Raw genomic sequence first — 16,123 nt, 5'->3', positions numbered from 1 at the left:
CAATGATGCCGTCGGACTCTGTGCGGTAGTGGTGGTTCCGCACCCGTCGACGGCCGGACGCGTCATGGCTGGGACGCGCCACAGTCTGTACGCGCCGGGGTCTGGCGCGCGGTCGTCCGGAAGGGGATGCGGCCGGCGTCCCGTCAGCTGCCGGTGGTCGTGCCTTCCGGTTCCGGCGTGCCGTGCTCGCCCAGCCAGCGGGCGAGCTTGCCGCGCCGGCCGATGGCCCGCAGCCGGCGTTCGGCGTCATCGCGGGTCTCCGGAGTGGCGATGAGCAGCAGTTCGTCCCCGGCGCGCAGCACCGTGTCGCGGTCCGGCACCAGCGTGGTGCCGTCCCGGACGATCAGCGTGATGACGGTCGGGGGCGGCAGCCGCAGTTCGAAGACGGCCACGCCGTGCAGCTGGGAGCCCTCCGGGATGCTCACCGTGAGCAGGTCGGCGTCCAGGACGTCCAGCGGCGCCGCCTCCACCTGGATCTCGCGCAGCGCGTCGCCACGCACCAGGCCGAGGCGCCGGGCGACGGCGGGCAGGGTGGGGCCTTGGAGCAGGGTGAACAGGGCGACCAGCACGAACACGATGTTGAGGATGTCGCGGGCGTGCGGCACGTCCTCCACCACGGGGAAGGTGGTGAGCACGATGGGGACCGCGCCGCGCAGACCCGCCCAGGAGATGAACGCCTGCTGCCGCCAGGGGATGCGGAACGGCAGCAAACACAGCAGCACGGAGATGGGGCGGGCGACCAGCAGCAGCACCAGGCCGACGACGAGGGCGGGCAGGATCGCGGCGGGCAGCTCGCTGGGGTCGACGAGCAGGCCCAGCATGACGAACAGGCCGATCTGGGCCAGCCAGCCGGCACCCTCGGCGAAGGACCGGGTGGCGGCGCGGTGCGGCAGCTGCGAGTTGCCGAGGACCAGACCGGACAGGTAGGCGGCGATGATGCCGCTCGCACCGGCCGCCCCGGCGGCGGCGAAGGCGATGATGCCGAAGCCGACCGTGGCCAGCGGGTAGAGGCCCGTGGCGGGCAGCGCGATGTGGCGCAGGGCGACGGCGCCCAGGTGACCGATCACGACGCCCAGCAGGCCGCCGACCACGAGCTGGAACAGCAGGCTGCCGAAGAGGGGACCGATCGCCGGGACGTCGCTCGTGGTGGTGGAGAAGACCAGCACCAGGATGATGGTCGGCGCGTCGTTGAAGCCGGACTCGGCCTCCACCAGCCCGGTCAGTCTCCGCGGCAGGGGCAGTGCCCGCAGGACGGAGAAGACGGCGGCGGAGTCGGTCGAGGAGACGATCGCGCCGAGCAGCAGCGCCACGTTCCAGTCCAGGCCGAGCAGCCAGTGCGCCCCGGACGCGGTGACCACGACGGAGACGACCACGCCGAGGGTGGCCAGCACACCGGCAGGCGCGACCAGCCGCCGTACGTCGCTCCACTGGGTGGTCAGACCGCCCTCGACGAGGATCACGGCCAGCGCGGCGGTGCCGAGCGCCTGGGCCAGCTGCACGTTGTCGAACCGCAGGCCGAGCCCGTCCTCACCGGCCACGATCCCCACCGCGAGGAACAGCAGCAGACTGGGCAGACCCACCCGGTGCGCGGTACGGGCGGCGGCGATGCTGGCCAGCAGCACCGTCCCCGCGATGAGCAGCGTCAGGTACAGCTCGGGCAAGGTCATCAATCGGTTCCTCGTGCCGTCCTCTGCCGTCCGTGGTCCGCCGGCTCCCCGGCCCCGCCGTCGGCGCTGTGCATCACGATCACACCGGGCGAGGCGGCGCAGGCGTACATACACGCCAGGCGGAGGCCGACGTCGACGGGATCAAGGGGGCTCTTCGAACCCTCACCCGGCGGGGCGGGCGGCCGCCATAAGGGTCATCACCCAATTGGAGGCGTGCCGGACATGTACGGCGGGAATGCTCGGTGCACGGATCTCGGCGCCCGGGCCGTGTCTGGGTAAAGTGGTCGCAAAGGTGCCGGTTCCCGCCGCTGTGTACCGCCGGCGCCCCGGCCGAAGCCCTCCACCCCGGGTGAGAAGAGGCGCGACATGGACTCCTGGCTGATCTGGCTGATCGTCGCGGCCGTGCTGGCCGTGGCGGAGATCTTCACTCTCACCGCCGCCCTCGGGATGCTGAGCGTGGCCGCGCTGGTCACGGCGGGGGTCGCCGCCGTCGGGATGCCGCTGGGGGTCCAGCTGGTCGCCTACGCCGTCCTCACCGTTGTGACCCTGGTGTTCGTACGTCCCCTCGCCCTGCGCCACGTGATGCGGCCGCAGGGTCCGCGCTTCGGTGTGGACGCGCTGGTGGGCAAGCCCGCACAGGTGCTGACGGCCGTGTCGGGCACCGGCGGCAGGGTCCGCATAGACGGCGAGGAGTGGACGGCCCGCAGTTACGACGAAACGCTGGTGATCTCACCCGGAACGACCGTCGACGTCATCGAGATCAGTGGCGCCACCGCGATCGTCTACCCACGGGACTGAAGCCATGGACATCTCCGCCTCGCTCATCGCAGGCCTGCTGGTCGCGCTCCTCGCGATCTTCACCGTCGTCCGCGCGGTCCGTATCGTGCCGCAGGCGCGCGCCCGCAACGTGGAGCGGCTGGGCCGCTACCACAAGACCCTGAACCCCGGCCTCAACCTCGTCATCCCGTACATCGACCGGGTGCACCCGCAGATCGACCTGCGGGAGCAGGTGGTCTCCTTCAAGCCGCAGCCGGTCATCACCGAGGACAACCTGGTCGTCGAGATCGACACCGTCCTGTACTTCCAGGTCACCGACCCGCGGGCGGCCTTCTACGAGATCGCCAGCTTCCTCCAGGCGGTGGAGCAGCTCACCGTCACCACGCTGCGCAACGTGGTGGGCTCCATGGACCTGGAGAAGACCCTCACCTCCCGGGACACCATCAACAGCCAGCTGCGCGGGGTGCTGGACGAGGCCACCGGCAAGTGGGGGCTGCGGGTCAACCGGGTGGAGATCAAGGCGATCGACCCGCCGCAGTCCATCAAGGAGGCCATGCAGAAGCAGATGCGGGCCGAGCGGGACAAGCGGGCCGCGATCCTGGGCGCCGAGGGGCAGCGCCAGTCGCAGATCCTCACGGCGGAGGGCGACAAGCAGGCGGCGGTGCTGCGCGCGGAGGGCAACCGGACCGCCGCGATCCTGGAGGCCGAGGGCCAGTCGCGGGCCATCGACGAGGTGTTCCAGGCCGTCCACCGCAACGACCCCGACCCCAAGCTCCTCGCCTACCAGTACCTTCAGGCGCTGCCGCAGCTGGCGCAGGGCCAGGGCAACAACTTCTGGGTGATCCCGAGTGAGATCACCAGCGCGCTGCAGGGTGTCTCCAAGGCGTTCAGCGAGGTGCTGCCGCCCTCACCGGCCACCCGGGAGAAGCCCGCCGCCGACGACGCGGCCGCGGCGAAGGCGGCCGACGACACGGCCGAGGCGGCACAGGCCGCCGCCGAGGCGGTGGCGGACGCGGCGGAGGCGGACGGCCGCCCGCCACGGGGCTGAACGAGCGGGGCCGGGCAGCGGCGTGAGCGGTGGCCGGCCCCGTTCGGACCGGCCACCTGGCACCCGCCGCGTGCGTCGCCCGCGTGCCCGTACGCCGTGAGCGCGTGCGCAACCGCGCCGATCCTGTGCGGACGGCCGGCCGGGAGCGTGAGGCTCGCTGCGGGCACCCGCCCGGCACGGTGGCCGGCTCGGGTCAGGCGTTCCGCTCCTGCGGGTGCAGGTCGAGTGTGATGTGCGGGTCGAGCGCGTGCAGGAAGTCCGGGGCGTCGAAGATCTCGCCGGCGGGGACGACGCCGACGGCCCTGGTGCGGCCGGTCAGGACGCGCTCGAGGGCCTCGGTGACGAGGGGCGCGGTGACGGCGTAGATGTCCTGTCCACCGGCCGTGGCCCGGCGTTCGGCTCCGCCGGAGCGGACGACGACGTCGACGAGGAAGGTCTGGCTCGAGCGCCCGCGCTCGTCGGCGGCGGTCGGGACCGGGGTGTGAGGGGCGGCGACGTCTCGGGCCGCCTCGGCGCTCATGTAGGTGGTCACCTCGGGGATGCGGAGGTGCTGGGGGACGGTGACGACGTCCGCCATCGTGAACTCCGCGATCACCGGCCGGGGCCCCACGGGTTGCGGGAAGGTCCACTCCACGGTGGGCGGGGCGTCGGTGCGGCGCTCCCACCGCCCGCCGCTGTAGCGCAGGCGGTGGGCGCCGCGCCGCTCGCGGGAGACCGCGCCCGAGAGCCGGGTGCCGGCGGTGGGGTGCCAGTCGCTGAGGGCGTAGGCGATGTGTGCCTCGTCGGCCTCGGTCCAGTCACCCATCGCCGCGGTGGTCAGCAGGTCGCCGAGGCCGCCGAAGAAGGCCATGGCCGGGACGATCACCGCTCCGGCGTCCCGGGCCCGCTCGCGGTAGCGGGCGAAGGTGTCGAGGTTGGCCTCGAGCTCGGCGGCCACGTCCAGGTAGGGGATCCTCGCGCGGAGCGCGGCTTCGACGACGGGGCCGGTGGTCGACGCGAAGGGGCCGGCGCAGTTGATGACCGCCGCCGTGCCCGCCAGGGCCCGTTCCAGCGAATCCGGGTCCTCGACCGACGCCACGCGGGCCTCCCGCCCGTGTTCGCGGGCCATCTCCTCCAGGGTCCGCACGTTGCGCCCGGACAGCACCGGGACGAACCCGCGGGCGGCCAGCTCCGCGACCACGAACCGCCCGGTGTGGCCGTAGGCGCCGAACACCGTCACCAGCTGACCTGACCCCATGAAACTCTCCCCTGTACGCGCACGCCCGCCGCGAGGTCGATCGCTGCGGCCTGACATCCCCATCCTGTCCCTCCGGCAGCACCGCACAGGAGCGTCGGAAACGACATGTCGCGTACAGTTCCGGACATGCCCGCCGTCGCGCTGGCCGTCACCGACGGCATGCTCCACTACGAACTGTCCGTGGCCCTCGAGGTCTTCGGGGCCGACCTGACCCACGTCGTGAACCCCTGGTACGACTTCTCCCTCTGCGGGAGCGGTCCGGTGTCCGTGGACCGCTTCCGCCTGGAACCCGACCGGGGACTCGACCACCTCGCACACGTGGACACGGTGATCGTCCCCGGCTGGGCCGACACCGACCGCGATCCGCCCGCCGAGCTGGTCGAGGCGGTGCGCGCGGCCCACGCGGCGGGTGCCCGCGTGGCCTCACTGTGCACGGGTGCCTTCATCCTGGGCGCGGCGGGACTGCTCGACGGCAGGCGCGCCACCACGCACTGGGCCCACACGCGGGAACTGGCCCGGCGCCACCCGGCGGCCACCGTCGACCCGGACGTCCTCTACGTCGACAACGGCGACGTCCTCACCTCCGCGGGCAAGGCCGCCGCCATGGACCTGTGCCTGCACCTGGTCCGCCTCGACCACGGCTCGGCCAACGCCAACAGGATCGCCCGACGCCTGGTCACCCCGCCCCACCGGGACGGCGGCCAGGCCCAGTTCATCGCCACCCCCCTCCCCGCCCCGGGCAGCCACCCCCTGGGCGAGCTCTTCCCCTGGGCGCTGGAGCGGCTGGACCAGCCGCTGACGGTGGAGGACCTGGCCCGTCAGGCCCGGATGAGCTCACGTCACCTCGGCCGCCACTTCAGGCACCTCACCGGCACCACGCCGCTGCGATGGCTCCACACCCAGCGCATTCGCCATGCCCAGGAGCTGCTGGAGACCACCGACGCCACCGTGGACACCATCGCCGCGGCCACCGGCATGGGCACGGCCACCACCCTGCGCCGACACTTCCACCGCAGCGTCGGCGTCCCGCCCGACGCCTACCGCCGCACCTTCCGTCCGTGAGGAGCGCCCAGGCCCCCCGTGCGCGGGCCTGGGCGACACCGCGGGACGGGCTCCGCCGCGTCGGGTCAGGTCGTGCGGGCGGTGAAGGCCTGGTGGGCGCGGTCGTCGAAGAGGACGAAGGTCACTTCCTCGACCGCCGTGTCCGTCGCGCGGACCGTGTCCACGGCGATGCGGGCCGCGTCGTCCAGGGGCCACCGGTAGACGCCGGTGGAGATGGCGGGGAACGCGACCGTGCGGGCGCCCAGTTCGTCGGCGACGCGCAGCGACTCCCGGTAGCAGGAGGCGAGCAGCGCGGAGCGGTCCTCGCTCTCGCTGTACACCGGACCGACCGTGTGGATCACCCAGCGGGCGTCCAGCCGGCCGGCGGTCGTGGCGACCGCCTGACCCGTGGGCAGCCCCCTGCCGTACCGGGAGGCACGCAGGGCGCGGCACTCGGCGAGGATCTCCGGGCCGCCCCGCCGGTGGATCGCGCCGTCCACGCCGCCCCCGCCGAGCAGGGACGAGTTGGCCGCGTTGACGATCGCGTCGGCGCTCCGGCGGGTGATGTCGCCCTGGACGAGGGTGAGGGTGGGGGTCATGTCTGGCGGAGCCTCCTCCACACCGCCTTGGCGGCGTTGTGCCCCGGCATGCCGTGCACGCCCGGACCGGGCGGGGTGGCCTGCGAGCAGATGAAGACGGCCGGGTGCGGTGTCGTGTACGGGGACAGGGACAGCTTGGGACGCAGCAGGGTCTGCAGCCCCGAGACCGCGCCGGTGGCGATGTCCCCGCCGACGTAGTTGGCGTTGCGGGCGGCCAGTTCGGGCGGTCCCGCGGTGGCGCGGGCCAGCACGCGGTCACGGAACCCCGGGGCGAAGCGTTCCAGTTGGCGCTCGATGGCGTCGGTGAGGTCGCCGGTCCAGCCGTGCGGGACGTGCCCGTAGACCCAGAAGACGTGCCTGCCGGCCGGGGCGCGGGTGGGGTCGACGACGGAGGGCTGGACGGTGATGAGGAAGGGCGCGTCGGGTGCCCGGCCCTCCCGGGAGGCGGCGCGCAGCGCGGCGCCGATCTCGGCGCTGTCCGCGCCGATCTGCACGGTCCCGGCGGTGCGCGCCTCGGGGGCGGTCCACGGCACGGGTCCGTCCAGCGCGTAGTCGATCTTGAAGACGCCGGGGCCGTAGCGGTAGCGGGCGTAGTGGTCGCCGAAGCCGGCGATGCGGGCCAGCGCGGTGGGCGAGGTGTCGAAGACGTACGCCCGGGCCGGCGGCAGGTCGTCGAGGCGCTTGACCTCGTAGTCGGTGTGGACGGTGCCGCCGAGTTCGCGCAGGTACCCGGCGAGGGCGTCGGAGAGTGCCTGGGAGCCGCCGCGGGCGACGGGCCAGCCGCGGGTGTGCGCGGCGAGGGCGAAGACCAGGCCTATGGCCGAGGTGGCGAAGCCGCTGAGCGGGGCCATCACATGGGCGACGAGGCCGGCGAACAGGGTGCGGGCCCGCTCGTCGCGGAACCGGCGGGTCAGCCATGTGGACGGGGGCAGGCCGACCAGGCCGAACCGGGCGAGGGTGACCGGGTCGCGGGGCAGGGCGGTCAGCGGCAGCGACATGAAGTCGCGGACCAGGGTGTCCCAGTGGGGCAGGAACGGCGTCACGAGCCGCCGGTAGGCGCCGGCGTCACGCGGCCCGAAGGACGCCGCCGTCTCCGCGACCGACCGGGACAGCACGGCCGCCGTGCCGTCCGGGAAGGGGTGCGCCATGGGCAGCTCGGGGTGCAGCCACTCCAGGCCGTGGCGCTCCAGCGGGAGGGCGCGGAAGGCGGGCGAGCTGACGGCGAGGGGGTGGGCGGCGGAGCAGGGGTCGTGCCGGAAGCCGGGAAGGGTGAGTTCCTCGGTGCGGGCGCCGCCGCCGACGGTGTCCTTGGCCTCGAAGAGGGCCACCGAGAAACCGCGCCGGGCCAGCTCCACGGCGGCGGTCAGCCCGTTCGGCCCCGCCCCCACCACGACCGCATCGAGCATCGACGGCACCTTCGGACTCCTTCGTCAGCCGACGGCCACTTGAGGATCAGGATATGCCCGGGCGTGAACGATCTCGGCGGGCCTTCGGTCACACGGCCCGGACCTGGCCCGGCGTGCGGTGAGGGACCGGGATACGGCGACCGCCGTGCGGCGGTCAGACGGCGCGCGACAGCAGCTCCACCACCCGCCGGGCGGTGGCCTCGTCGCGGGCCGCGGTGAAGGGCAGGGTGTTGCCGCCGCGGATCTCGTAGGGCCGCCCCGCGCGGGTGAGGTGGGCGCCGCCCGCCTCCTCCACCAGCAGCAGTCCGGCCGCGTGGTCCCAGGCCAGCTCCCAGTTGAACGCGGTGGCGTCCAGCTCGCCGCGGGCCACCGCCAGGTACTCCAGGCCGGCCGAGCCGCAGGGGCGCGGGGCGACGCCGTCGGTGCGCAGGCCGAGCAGGGCGCGCTTCTGCTCGTCGGTGGTGAAGTCGGGGTGGGAGGTGGCGACGCGCAGGTCCCGGCCGGCCTCCGGGGAGCCGGAGCGCAGCGGCTCGCCGTCGAGGCGGGCGCCCTGTCCGCGGACGGCGGTGGCCAGCAGGCCGCGGGCCGGCGCGTAGGTCCAGGAGGCCCGCACCACGCCGTCGAGTGCGAGGGCGACCAGGGTGCAGAAGCCGGGCTCGCCCCGCACGAACTGGCGGGTCCCGTCGACGGGATCGACGATCCAGACCGGCGTCCGGCCCCGTATCGCCTCGTACGACGCCGGGTCGGCGTGCACCGCCTCCTCGCCGACCACCGCGGAGCCGGGCAGCAGGCGGGGCAGCTGCCGGGTCAGGTACAGCTCGGCGCCGCGGTCGGCGTCGGTCACCAGGTCGTGCGGTCCGCTTTTGCGGTCCACCTCGTGCTCGGCGAGGCGGCGCCAGCGCGGCATGATCTCCCGCGCGGCGGCCTCGCGGACCGCTTCCTCCACGTCGTGGGCGTGCCGGGCCAGGAAGTCGTCGATGGTTGCGTCGGTGTCGATCACTCCTCCATGAGAGCACGCGCCACCGACAGCCCCCGCCCCGCCCGCGGCGATCTCGGGTGCGCGCGGACCGGAAATGGGCTGCCCGCCCCGTGGTCCATGGGCTCAGCGGCCCACCGCGTACCCCTGCTGCCCGCGCGGGTTGGCCGCCGCCGAGAGGACACCGGTGTGCGGATCGCGGGCCACCGCGCACAGCCGTCCCTCGGACCAGGCGTCGCCGACCGTGACGTCGTGGCCGCGGCGCCGCAGCTCCTCCACGACCTCCGGGTCGGTGCGGGACTCGACGGTGACGCTGCCCGGCCGCATGCCGCGCGGGTAGAAGGAACCGGGGAAGCTGTCGTTGTGCCAGTTCGGGGCGTCGATGGCGCCCTGGAGGTCGAGTCCGCCGCGCACCTCGGCGCGCAGGGCGACGGCGAGGAAGAAGTGCAGCTGCCACTGGTCCTGCTGGTCCCCGCCGGGCGTGCCGAACGCCATGACGGGCACCCCGTCGCGCAGCGCGAGGGACGGGGTGAGCGTGGTGCGGGGGCGGCGGCCCGGGGTGAGGCTGTTGGGCAGGCCCTCCTCCAGCCACGTCATCTGCAGCCTGGTGCCGAGCGGGAAGCCCAGTTCGGGCACGACGGGGTTGGACTGGAGCCAGCCGCCGCTGGGCGTGGCGGAGATCATGTTGCCCCAGCGGTCGACGATGTCGAGGTGGCAGGTGTCGCCCCGGGTGGAACCGTCGGCGAAGACCTCGGGTTCGCCGGGCACCGGGGAGGTGGGGCTCTTCGCGACGGTCGGCTCTCCGGCGCCCGGCGCACTCACGGCCTCGCGTCCGGTGCCGGCGAGGCGGGCGCGGCCGGCCAGCCGGGGGGTGCGGCCGCCGGGGCTGCCGGGGCGCAGTTCGTGGGAGGCGCGGGGGCCCACCCTGGTCCGGCGTTCGGCGTTGTACTCGGCGGACAGCAGGTCGTCGAGCGGCACCTCGGCCGCGTCGCCGTACCAGGCCTCGCGGTCGGCCATGGCGAGCTTGCAGTTCTCGATCAGCAGATGCAGATAGGCGGCGGAGCCGTACGGCGGCAACTCGAGCGGGAGCAGGGCGAGTTGCTGGAGCAGTACCGGTCCCTGGCTCCAGGGCCCGGCCTTGCACACGGTCCACCCGTCGAAGTCGTAGGTCACCGGGTCCTCGTAGCCGGCGGACCAGGCCGCGAGGTCGTCGGCGGTCAGGGTGCCGGTGTGGTGCTCGCCGCTGGTGTCCAGGGTGGGGCGGGCGGACTGCCGCAGCAGCGCCTCGGCGACGAAGCCGGTGCGCCACACGTCCCGGGCGGCCTCGATCTGCGCCTCCCGGTCGCCCGCCCCGGCGACCTCGGCGAGCAGCCGCTTCCAGGTGGCGGCGAGGGCGGGGTTGCGCAGGAGTTCACCGGGGCGCGGCGACCGGCCGCCGGGGAGGTAGACCTCGGCGGAGCTGGTCCACTCGGTCTCGAACAGCTCGCGCACGGTCTCCACGGTCTCGCCGACCCGCTCGACGGGCGGGTGGCCGTCCTCGGCGTAGCCGACGGCGTACTTCAGGACGTCGGCGAGGGATTTGGTGCCGTGGTCGCGCAGCAGGAGCATCCAGGCGTCGAAGGCGCCGGGCACGGCGGCGGCGAGCGGTCCGGTGCCGGGGACCAGGTCGAGGCCGAGCGACCGGTAGTGGGCGACGGTGGCGCCGGCCGGGGCGACGCCCTGCCCGCACAGCACGCGCACCTCGCCGCCGGCCGGTGCGAGGAGGATCGGCACCTCGCCCGCCGGGCCGTTGAGGTGGGGTTCGACGACGTGCAGCACGAACGCCCCGGCGACGGCCGCGTCGTAGGCGTTGCCGCCGTCCTCGAGGACGGCCATCGCGGACTGGGAGGCCAGCCAGTGGGTGGAGGACACCATGCCGAAGGTGCCCTGAAGGGTCGGTCGGGTGGTGAACTGCATTCCCTGCCCTCGGTGTTCGCGTCGTCCGGCCGCCCTGTCCGGCCACCGCCCGGTCCGGGCCGGCGGCCTCGGCCACTGCCGCACGCAGGGTAAGCGCGTACCGCCGGACGACGCCACCCCCGGGGCCGTACGGGGCGGCCCGTTGGCCGGAGTGAAGCCCGACGGCGAAGAGGTCTAGACCCCATACGTCTTACGTCCTACGGTCGGTGGGCGGCAACATCCATACGCACAAGCCGATTTCCCGGTCCGTACCCATGCTGGAGGTCTCGTGGGAAGACGCACGACAACTCTGACGGTGCTCGGCGCGTGCTTCGCGCTCGCAAGCACCCTGACGGCGGGGGCGCCCTCGGCCGGAGCCGCGCAGGCCAGTCCGCGCGCGGCCGCCCCGCTGCCGCCGGTGACTCCCGCCCCGCAGTCGATGTCCCGCGCCGGTGACGACGTCCCCGTCACGGGACGCGTGATCGTCGTGGCGGACGCGGACACCGACGTCCCCGCGCGCACCCGTCTCGTCGCGGAGCTGAAGCGGCACGGCGCCGACCGCGTCGACGTCGTCGCCCCGGGGGACGTCCCGCGGGCAGCCGCCGGGCTGCTCACCGTGCGGCTCGGTCCGGCGGCCCGCCCCGACATGGCGGAGGGGCTCGGTGACACGGCCGTCCCCGACCACGCGGAGGGTTATGCCCTGCGTGTCGCGCGGACCGGTCGGGGGCCCCAGGTCGTACTGGGCGGCACGGACGGCGCCGGCCAGTTCTACGCAGTGCAGACGCTGCGTCAGCTGTTCGTCCGCTCCCCGGGAGGCGGCTGGAAGGTGGCCGGTGCCCAGGCCGGCGACTTCCCGTCGATGCCGCTGCGCGGCACCATCGAGGGCTTCTACGGACAGCCCTGGACACACGCCGAGCGCCTCGACCAGATGGACTTCTACGGCGACGTCAAGGCCAACACGTACATCTACGCGCCCAAGGACGACCCGTACCACCGGGGCAAGTGGCGCGAGCCCTACCCGGCGGACAAGCTGGCGGAGCTGGGCGAGCTGGTGGAGCGGGCCACGGCGAACCACGTGCGCTTCACCTTCGCGGTTTCGCCGGGCGGGTCGATCTGCTACTCCGACCCGGCCGACCGCAAGGCGCTCAAGGACAAGCTCCAGGCGCTGTACGACCTGGGCACCCGCGCCTTCTCCGTCCCCCTCGACGACATCGACCACAGCCGCTGGAACTGCGAGGCCGACCGGGCCGCGTACGGCGAACCCGGCACCGGGGCGGCCGGGAAGGCACAGGCCGACCTCCTCAACGACGTGCAGCGCGACTTCGTGGCCACCCATGACGGCACGTGGCCGCTCCAGATGGTGCCGACCGAGTACTACAACCACACGGAATCGGCGTACAAGCGGGCGCTGCGGGAGAACCTCGACCCCGAGGTCGAGGTGATGTGGACCGGGGTGGGCGTCGTGCCCGACGGGATCACCAACACGGACGCGGAGCAGGCCGCGAAGGTCTTCGGCCGCAAGGTGTTCGTCTGGGACAACTATCCGGTCAACGACTTCGGCAACACGAGCGGACGGCTGCTACTCGCGCCGTACGACAAGCGTGAGGCAGGCCTCTCCGACCACCTCTCCGGCGTCGTGGCCAACCCCATGAACCAGCCCTACGCCAGCAAGGTCGCCGTGTTCGGCACCGCGGACTTCGCCTGGAACGACCGCGCCTACGACGCGGACCGCACCTGGCGGCAGGCCCTGTCCTATCTGGCGGGCGGCGACCCGAAGGCCACCGAGGCCCTGCTGACCTTCGCCGACCTGGAGCACCTGGCGCCGACGTTCGGCGCCACCCCGTGGCAGCCGCAGGCTCCCGAACTCGACCGGCGCGTCGGGGCGTTCTGGACGGCGTGGGACGCCGGGGACCGTTCCGGCGCGCTCCGGGACCTGCGCCCGTACGCGGCCGCGGTCGAACGCGCGCCGGCCGTCATCCGCTCCGGCGCCGTGCAGGAGGGCTTCACCGCCGACGCGGCGCCCTGGCTGGACTCCACCGAGCTGTGGGGCCGGGCGGCGGTCCGGATGACCGACGCGCTCGCGGCGCGGCAGGAGGGGGACAAAGCGGCGTCCGACCGGCTGCTGGCCGAATCCTTGGAGCTGCAGGAGCAGGCCCGCGCCGTCCGGACGGACCCGCCCCGCAACGCGTGGGGATCGGTGCAGCCCAAGGTCGGCGACGGCGTGCTCGACGCCTTCCTCACCCAGGCCGACCTGCGGCTGCGGCTGTGGGACTCCGCGGGCGGCGCGCGCAACCTGGCGCCCGAAGGGACGGCGTCCGCCTCCAGCGTGGAGCAGGACCTCGACCGGCTGGCCGCCCGATACGTCAACGACGGCCGCCTGGACACCCGTTGGGCGTCCGGCTACACGGACGACGCCTGGGTGCAGGTCGAGCTGGCCGGGCCGACGAAGGTCGCCGCGGTGACCGTGGCCTGGGAGAGCGCCTGCGCGACGGAGTACGCCGTGCAGACGTCCGTGGACGGGACGACCTGGCGGACCGGGTCCACGCAGCGTCCGGAGTCCTGCGGCAACGACGTCGTCCGGCTCCCCGCCGACGAGGCCGTGCGGTACGTCCGCGTGCAGGGCGTCGAGCGCAGGACGACGTGGGGTTACTCGATCCACGAGCTGGGCGTCTACGGGACGCCCGCCTCCTGATCCCGTGACAGGGGGCTGCCGCCCGGAGTTGTCTCCGGGCGGCAGCCCCCGTCACCCGGCCGCGCTCACCGCGCGAACGCGACCGCGCTCACCCGGCCGTGAGCCCGGCCACGAACGTCGCGGTCAGCGCGGTCGGGGCGGTGATGGCGGTGCCCACGACGACGCTGTGCGCGCCCGCCGCCAGCGCCTCGGCGGCCTGCTGCGGCGTCGCGATGCGGCCCTCGGCGATCACCGGAACGGCGAGCGCACCGGCCAGGTCGGCGACGAGCGCGAGGTCCGGCGCCGTCTGCACGGGCGATCCGGGTACGTAGCCGGAGAGGGTCGTGCCGACGAGGTCGGCGCCCTGCTCGGCGGCGTCACGGCCCTCGTCGAAGGTGGACACGTCGGCCATGACCAGGGCGCCCGCCTCGTGCACGGCCTCCACGAGGTCGGCGAAGGCGCTGCCGTCGGGGCGCGGGCGGGCGGTCGCGTCGGCGGCCACGACGGCGGCCCCGGCCTCCACCAGTGCGAGCGCGTGCCGCACGGTCGGCGTGATGAAGACGCCGCTGTCGCCGTCCTTCCACAGCCCGATCACCGGGAGGTCCACGGCCGCGACGGTGGCGGCGACGACCTCCGGGTCGTTGACGCGTACGGCCGCCGCGCCGCCGGCCCGGGCGGCGAGGGTCATGCGGACCAGGGTGTCGGTGTGCCGCATCGGGTCGCCGGGCGGGGCCTGGCAGGACACGATCAGTCGGCCCTTCAGGGCGGCGGCCAGGGGCAGGGTCATCGCGGTGCTCCGGTGGTGCGGTCGGGGTGGTGCAGGGGCAGGGTCGAGGTCAGCGCGGCCGCGCCGAGGACCCCGGTGTCGGGTCCGCCGCGCGGCGGTACGGGACGCAACCCCTTGAGGGGCGGCATGAGTTCGCCGGTGAAGGCCGCGTGCAGGGCGTCCAGGTACAGGGCGCCGATGCGGGGCACCCCGCCGCCGACGACCACGCGGTCGGCGCCGAGCGCGTTGGCGAGTCCGCCCAGGGCGCGGCCGGTGGCCTCGGCGCCGAGGACGACGGCGGCGACGGCGTGCGGCTCGCCCCGGGCGGCGCGGGCGGCGACCGTCTCCAGGCGGTCGGCGGGGGTTCCGCTCATCCGCGTGTAGTGGGCGGTGATGCCGGGGCCCGCCGCGATCGCCTCCAGGTGGCCGGTGGCGCCGCAGGTGCACGGCAGCCCCTCGGCCTCGGGACTCGGCAGATGGCCGAGGTGCCCGGCGACGCCGGCCGCTCCGTGCAGCATGCGCCCGTTCACGGCGACGGCGCCGCCGACTCCGGTGCCGACGGCGGCGTAGATCATCACGGCCGTCTCCTGCCCGGACGGCCCGGTCAGTTCCGTGGCCGCCGCCGCGCGCACGTCGTTGTCGCAGGCGACGGGGAGGCCGGTGCGGGCGGCGAGTCCGGCGGCCAGGGCGGTGCCGGCCCAGCCGCGGATGGTGTCGGTGGCGCTGGTGACGGTTCCGGTGGCGGGGTCGACGACCCCGGCGGCGGCGACACCGATCGCCGCGGCCTCCCGCGTCCGTACCGCGCGGGCGGCCTTGCCGAGGGCGTCCAGCACGGCCTCCGCGCCCTCGGTCGCCGGGGTGGGCAGGAAGTGCCGGTCCAGGACGGTCCCGTCGGGGGCGACCAGGGCGGCGGCGATCTTCGTGCCGCCCAGGTCGAGGCCGATCACCGGGGCGTCGTCCGGACGCCGTCCCCGTATGCGTCCCCTCATCGGACGGGCAGCAGGCCGGCGCCGCGCAGCCGCTCCTCGACGAAGGAGACCGACGCGTCGCCCAGCTGGATCTGCGGGGCGGCGGTGGTGCCCTCGGCGAACACCCCGAGTAGGCGCAGCGCGTGCTTGAAGGCGCCGATGGCGGACGAGTTGCGGCCCATCTCGCTCTCCGGTCCGGCGTCGACCATGCCGAACAGCTCGACGAGCCGCTCCTGTTCCTTCACGGCGCGGTCGAAGTCCCCTGCGCGCACCGCGTCGTGGAGGCGTACGTAACCGGCCGGATCCACGTTGCCGAGGCCCGGTACGACGCCGTCGGCGCCGGCCAGCAGGGCGGCGTCCACGGTGAGTTCGGACCCGGTGAGGACGCTGAAGCCGGGGGCGGGGCCGTCGGCGCGGCCGTGGCGTCCGCCGAGCTCGACCAGGAGCCGGCGCAGGCCGCCCTCGTCGCCGCTGCTGTCCTTGAGGCCGGCGAGGGTGCCGTCCTCGGCGAGCTCGCGGACCAGGGCGACGGAGAGCTTGCTGTGCACGGAGACCGGGAGGTCGTAGGCGTACAGCGGCAGGTCGACGCGGGAGCGCAGGGTGCGGAAGTGGTGCGCGATCTCGACGGGGTGGGTGCGGGCGTAGAAGGGCGCGGTGGCGACCAGGGCGTCGGCGCCGGCCTCGCGGGCGGCCTCCGCGTGGACGAGGACGCGGGGGGTGGTCATGTCGATGACGCCGGCGAGCACGGGGACCCGTCCGGCGACGGCCTCGACGACCGTGCGCAGGACCGTGTCCCGCTGCCGGTCGGTGAGGAAGGCGACCTCGCTGCTGGAGCCCAGGGCGAACAGCCCGTGCACTCCCCCGCTCACGAGGTGCTCCACGTGCCGGGTGAGGGAGGCGGTGTCGATCTCGCCCGACGCATCCAGGGGGGTGCAGACGGGCGGGACGACGCCGCGGAGGGGCTGGGACGAGGACATGGGTGTCTCCTGGGCTGTGCGGATGGTGGTACGGGAGCCGCCGGCCCGCCCGCCG

The 16,123-nt window shown here is 74.3% G+C and carries 13 protein-coding genes; 4 read left to right on the top strand and 9 right to left on the bottom strand.

Translation table 11 applies throughout. From position 1 onward, the window contains the following. Positions 1 to 143: 143 nt before the first annotated feature. Positions 144 to 1,667: a potassium/proton antiporter gene (locus ACIF8S_RS20155; protein ID WP_400000517.1), complete on the bottom strand. Its 1,524-nt coding sequence runs from the start codon at positions 1,665 to 1,667 to the stop codon at positions 144 to 146. 366 nt (positions 1,668 to 2,033) lie between these two features. Between ACIF8S_RS20155 and ACIF8S_RS20150 the strand changes: the two genes are divergently transcribed. Beyond that, positions 2,034 to 2,465: an NfeD family protein gene (locus ACIF8S_RS20150; RefSeq protein ID WP_400000515.1), complete on the top strand. Its 432-nt coding sequence runs from the start codon at positions 2,034 to 2,036 to the stop codon at positions 2,463 to 2,465. Between the two features lie 4 nt (positions 2,466 to 2,469). Beyond that, positions 2,470 to 3,492, top strand: coding sequence for an SPFH domain-containing protein (locus tag ACIF8S_RS20145; RefSeq protein ID WP_400000513.1), 1,023 nt, complete (start codon positions 2,470 to 2,472; stop codon positions 3,490 to 3,492). Positions 3,493 to 3,685: 193 nt separating this feature from the next. Here the strand turns inward: ACIF8S_RS20145 and ACIF8S_RS20140 are convergent, their stop codons facing one another. Next, positions 3,686 to 4,729 (bottom strand): saccharopine dehydrogenase family protein, encoded by a 1,044-nt coding sequence (locus tag ACIF8S_RS20140; protein WP_400000512.1) that lies wholly within the window; start codon positions 4,727 to 4,729, stop codon positions 3,686 to 3,688. Positions 4,730 to 4,855: 126 nt separating this feature from the next. Between ACIF8S_RS20140 and ACIF8S_RS20135 the strand changes: the two genes are divergently transcribed. Continuing rightward, positions 4,856 to 5,791, top strand: coding sequence for a helix-turn-helix domain-containing protein (locus ACIF8S_RS20135; protein WP_400000511.1), 936 nt, complete (start codon positions 4,856 to 4,858; stop codon positions 5,789 to 5,791). Positions 5,792 to 5,856: 65 nt separating this feature from the next. Here the strand turns inward: ACIF8S_RS20135 and ACIF8S_RS20130 are convergent, their stop codons facing one another. The 4 genes from ACIF8S_RS20130 to ACIF8S_RS20115 all read right to left on the bottom strand — a co-directional run bounded on the left by ACIF8S_RS20130 (position 5,857) and on the right by ACIF8S_RS20115 (position 10,707). After that, positions 5,857 to 6,369, bottom strand: coding sequence for an O-acetyl-ADP-ribose deacetylase (locus tag ACIF8S_RS20130; protein WP_400000509.1), 513 nt, complete (start codon positions 6,367 to 6,369; stop codon positions 5,857 to 5,859). Further along, complete coding sequence (locus ACIF8S_RS20125; RefSeq protein ID WP_400000507.1) at positions 6,366 to 7,775, bottom strand: phytoene desaturase family protein; 1,410 nt, start codon at positions 7,773 to 7,775, stop codon at positions 6,366 to 6,368. Before ACIF8S_RS20125 ends, ACIF8S_RS20130 begins: the two co-directional genes overlap by 4 nt. 154 nt (positions 7,776 to 7,929) lie before the next feature. Then, positions 7,930 to 8,775 carry an inositol monophosphatase family protein gene (locus ACIF8S_RS20120; RefSeq protein ID WP_400000505.1) on the bottom strand — a complete coding sequence of 282 codons (846 nt, stop codon included), beginning with the start codon at positions 8,773 to 8,775 and terminating at the stop codon, positions 7,930 to 7,932. 102 nt (positions 8,776 to 8,877) lie between these two features. Further along, positions 8,878 to 10,707, bottom strand: a complete 1,830-nt coding sequence (locus tag ACIF8S_RS20115; protein WP_400000504.1) for a gamma-glutamyltransferase family protein — start codon at positions 10,705 to 10,707, stop codon at positions 8,878 to 8,880. A gap of 268 nt (positions 10,708 to 10,975) precedes the next feature. On the opposite strand from ACIF8S_RS20115, the gene ACIF8S_RS20110 reads away from it, so the two are divergent. Beyond that, the gene (locus ACIF8S_RS20110; protein WP_400000502.1) at positions 10,976 to 13,378 is read left to right on the top strand and encodes a beta-N-acetylglucosaminidase domain-containing protein; all 2,403 of its coding nucleotides are present in this window, start codon (positions 10,976 to 10,978) and stop codon (positions 13,376 to 13,378) included. A gap of 88 nt (positions 13,379 to 13,466) precedes the next feature. Here ACIF8S_RS20110 and ACIF8S_RS20105 read toward each other — a convergent pair whose 3' ends face one another. The 3 genes from ACIF8S_RS20105 to ACIF8S_RS20095 are packed head-to-tail and all read right to left on the bottom strand — an operon-like array spanning position 13,467 to position 16,068. Next, positions 13,467 to 14,144 (bottom strand): N-acetylmannosamine-6-phosphate 2-epimerase, encoded by a 678-nt coding sequence (locus ACIF8S_RS20105; RefSeq protein WP_400000500.1) that lies wholly within the window; start codon positions 14,142 to 14,144, stop codon positions 13,467 to 13,469. Next, positions 14,141 to 15,112: an ROK family protein gene (locus tag ACIF8S_RS20100; protein WP_400000498.1), complete on the bottom strand. Its 972-nt coding sequence runs from the start codon at positions 15,110 to 15,112 to the stop codon at positions 14,141 to 14,143. The genes ACIF8S_RS20105 and ACIF8S_RS20100 overlap by 4 nt, the downstream gene beginning before the upstream one ends. Continuing rightward, the gene (locus ACIF8S_RS20095) at positions 15,109 to 16,068 is read right to left on the bottom strand and encodes a dihydrodipicolinate synthase family protein (RefSeq protein WP_400000496.1); all 960 of its coding nucleotides are present in this window, start codon (positions 16,066 to 16,068) and stop codon (positions 15,109 to 15,111) included. The genes ACIF8S_RS20100 and ACIF8S_RS20095 overlap by 4 nt, the downstream gene beginning before the upstream one ends. Positions 16,069 to 16,123: the final 55 nt, after the last annotated feature.

Origin of the sequence: Streptomyces sp. NPDC085937 (assembly GCF_044540535.1) — a bacterium.
GTDB lineage: Bacteria > Actinomycetota > Actinomycetes > Streptomycetales > Streptomycetaceae > Streptomyces.
Note: the sequence above shows the minus strand (reverse complement) of the source record. Positions and strands in the feature narration are given on the sequence as shown.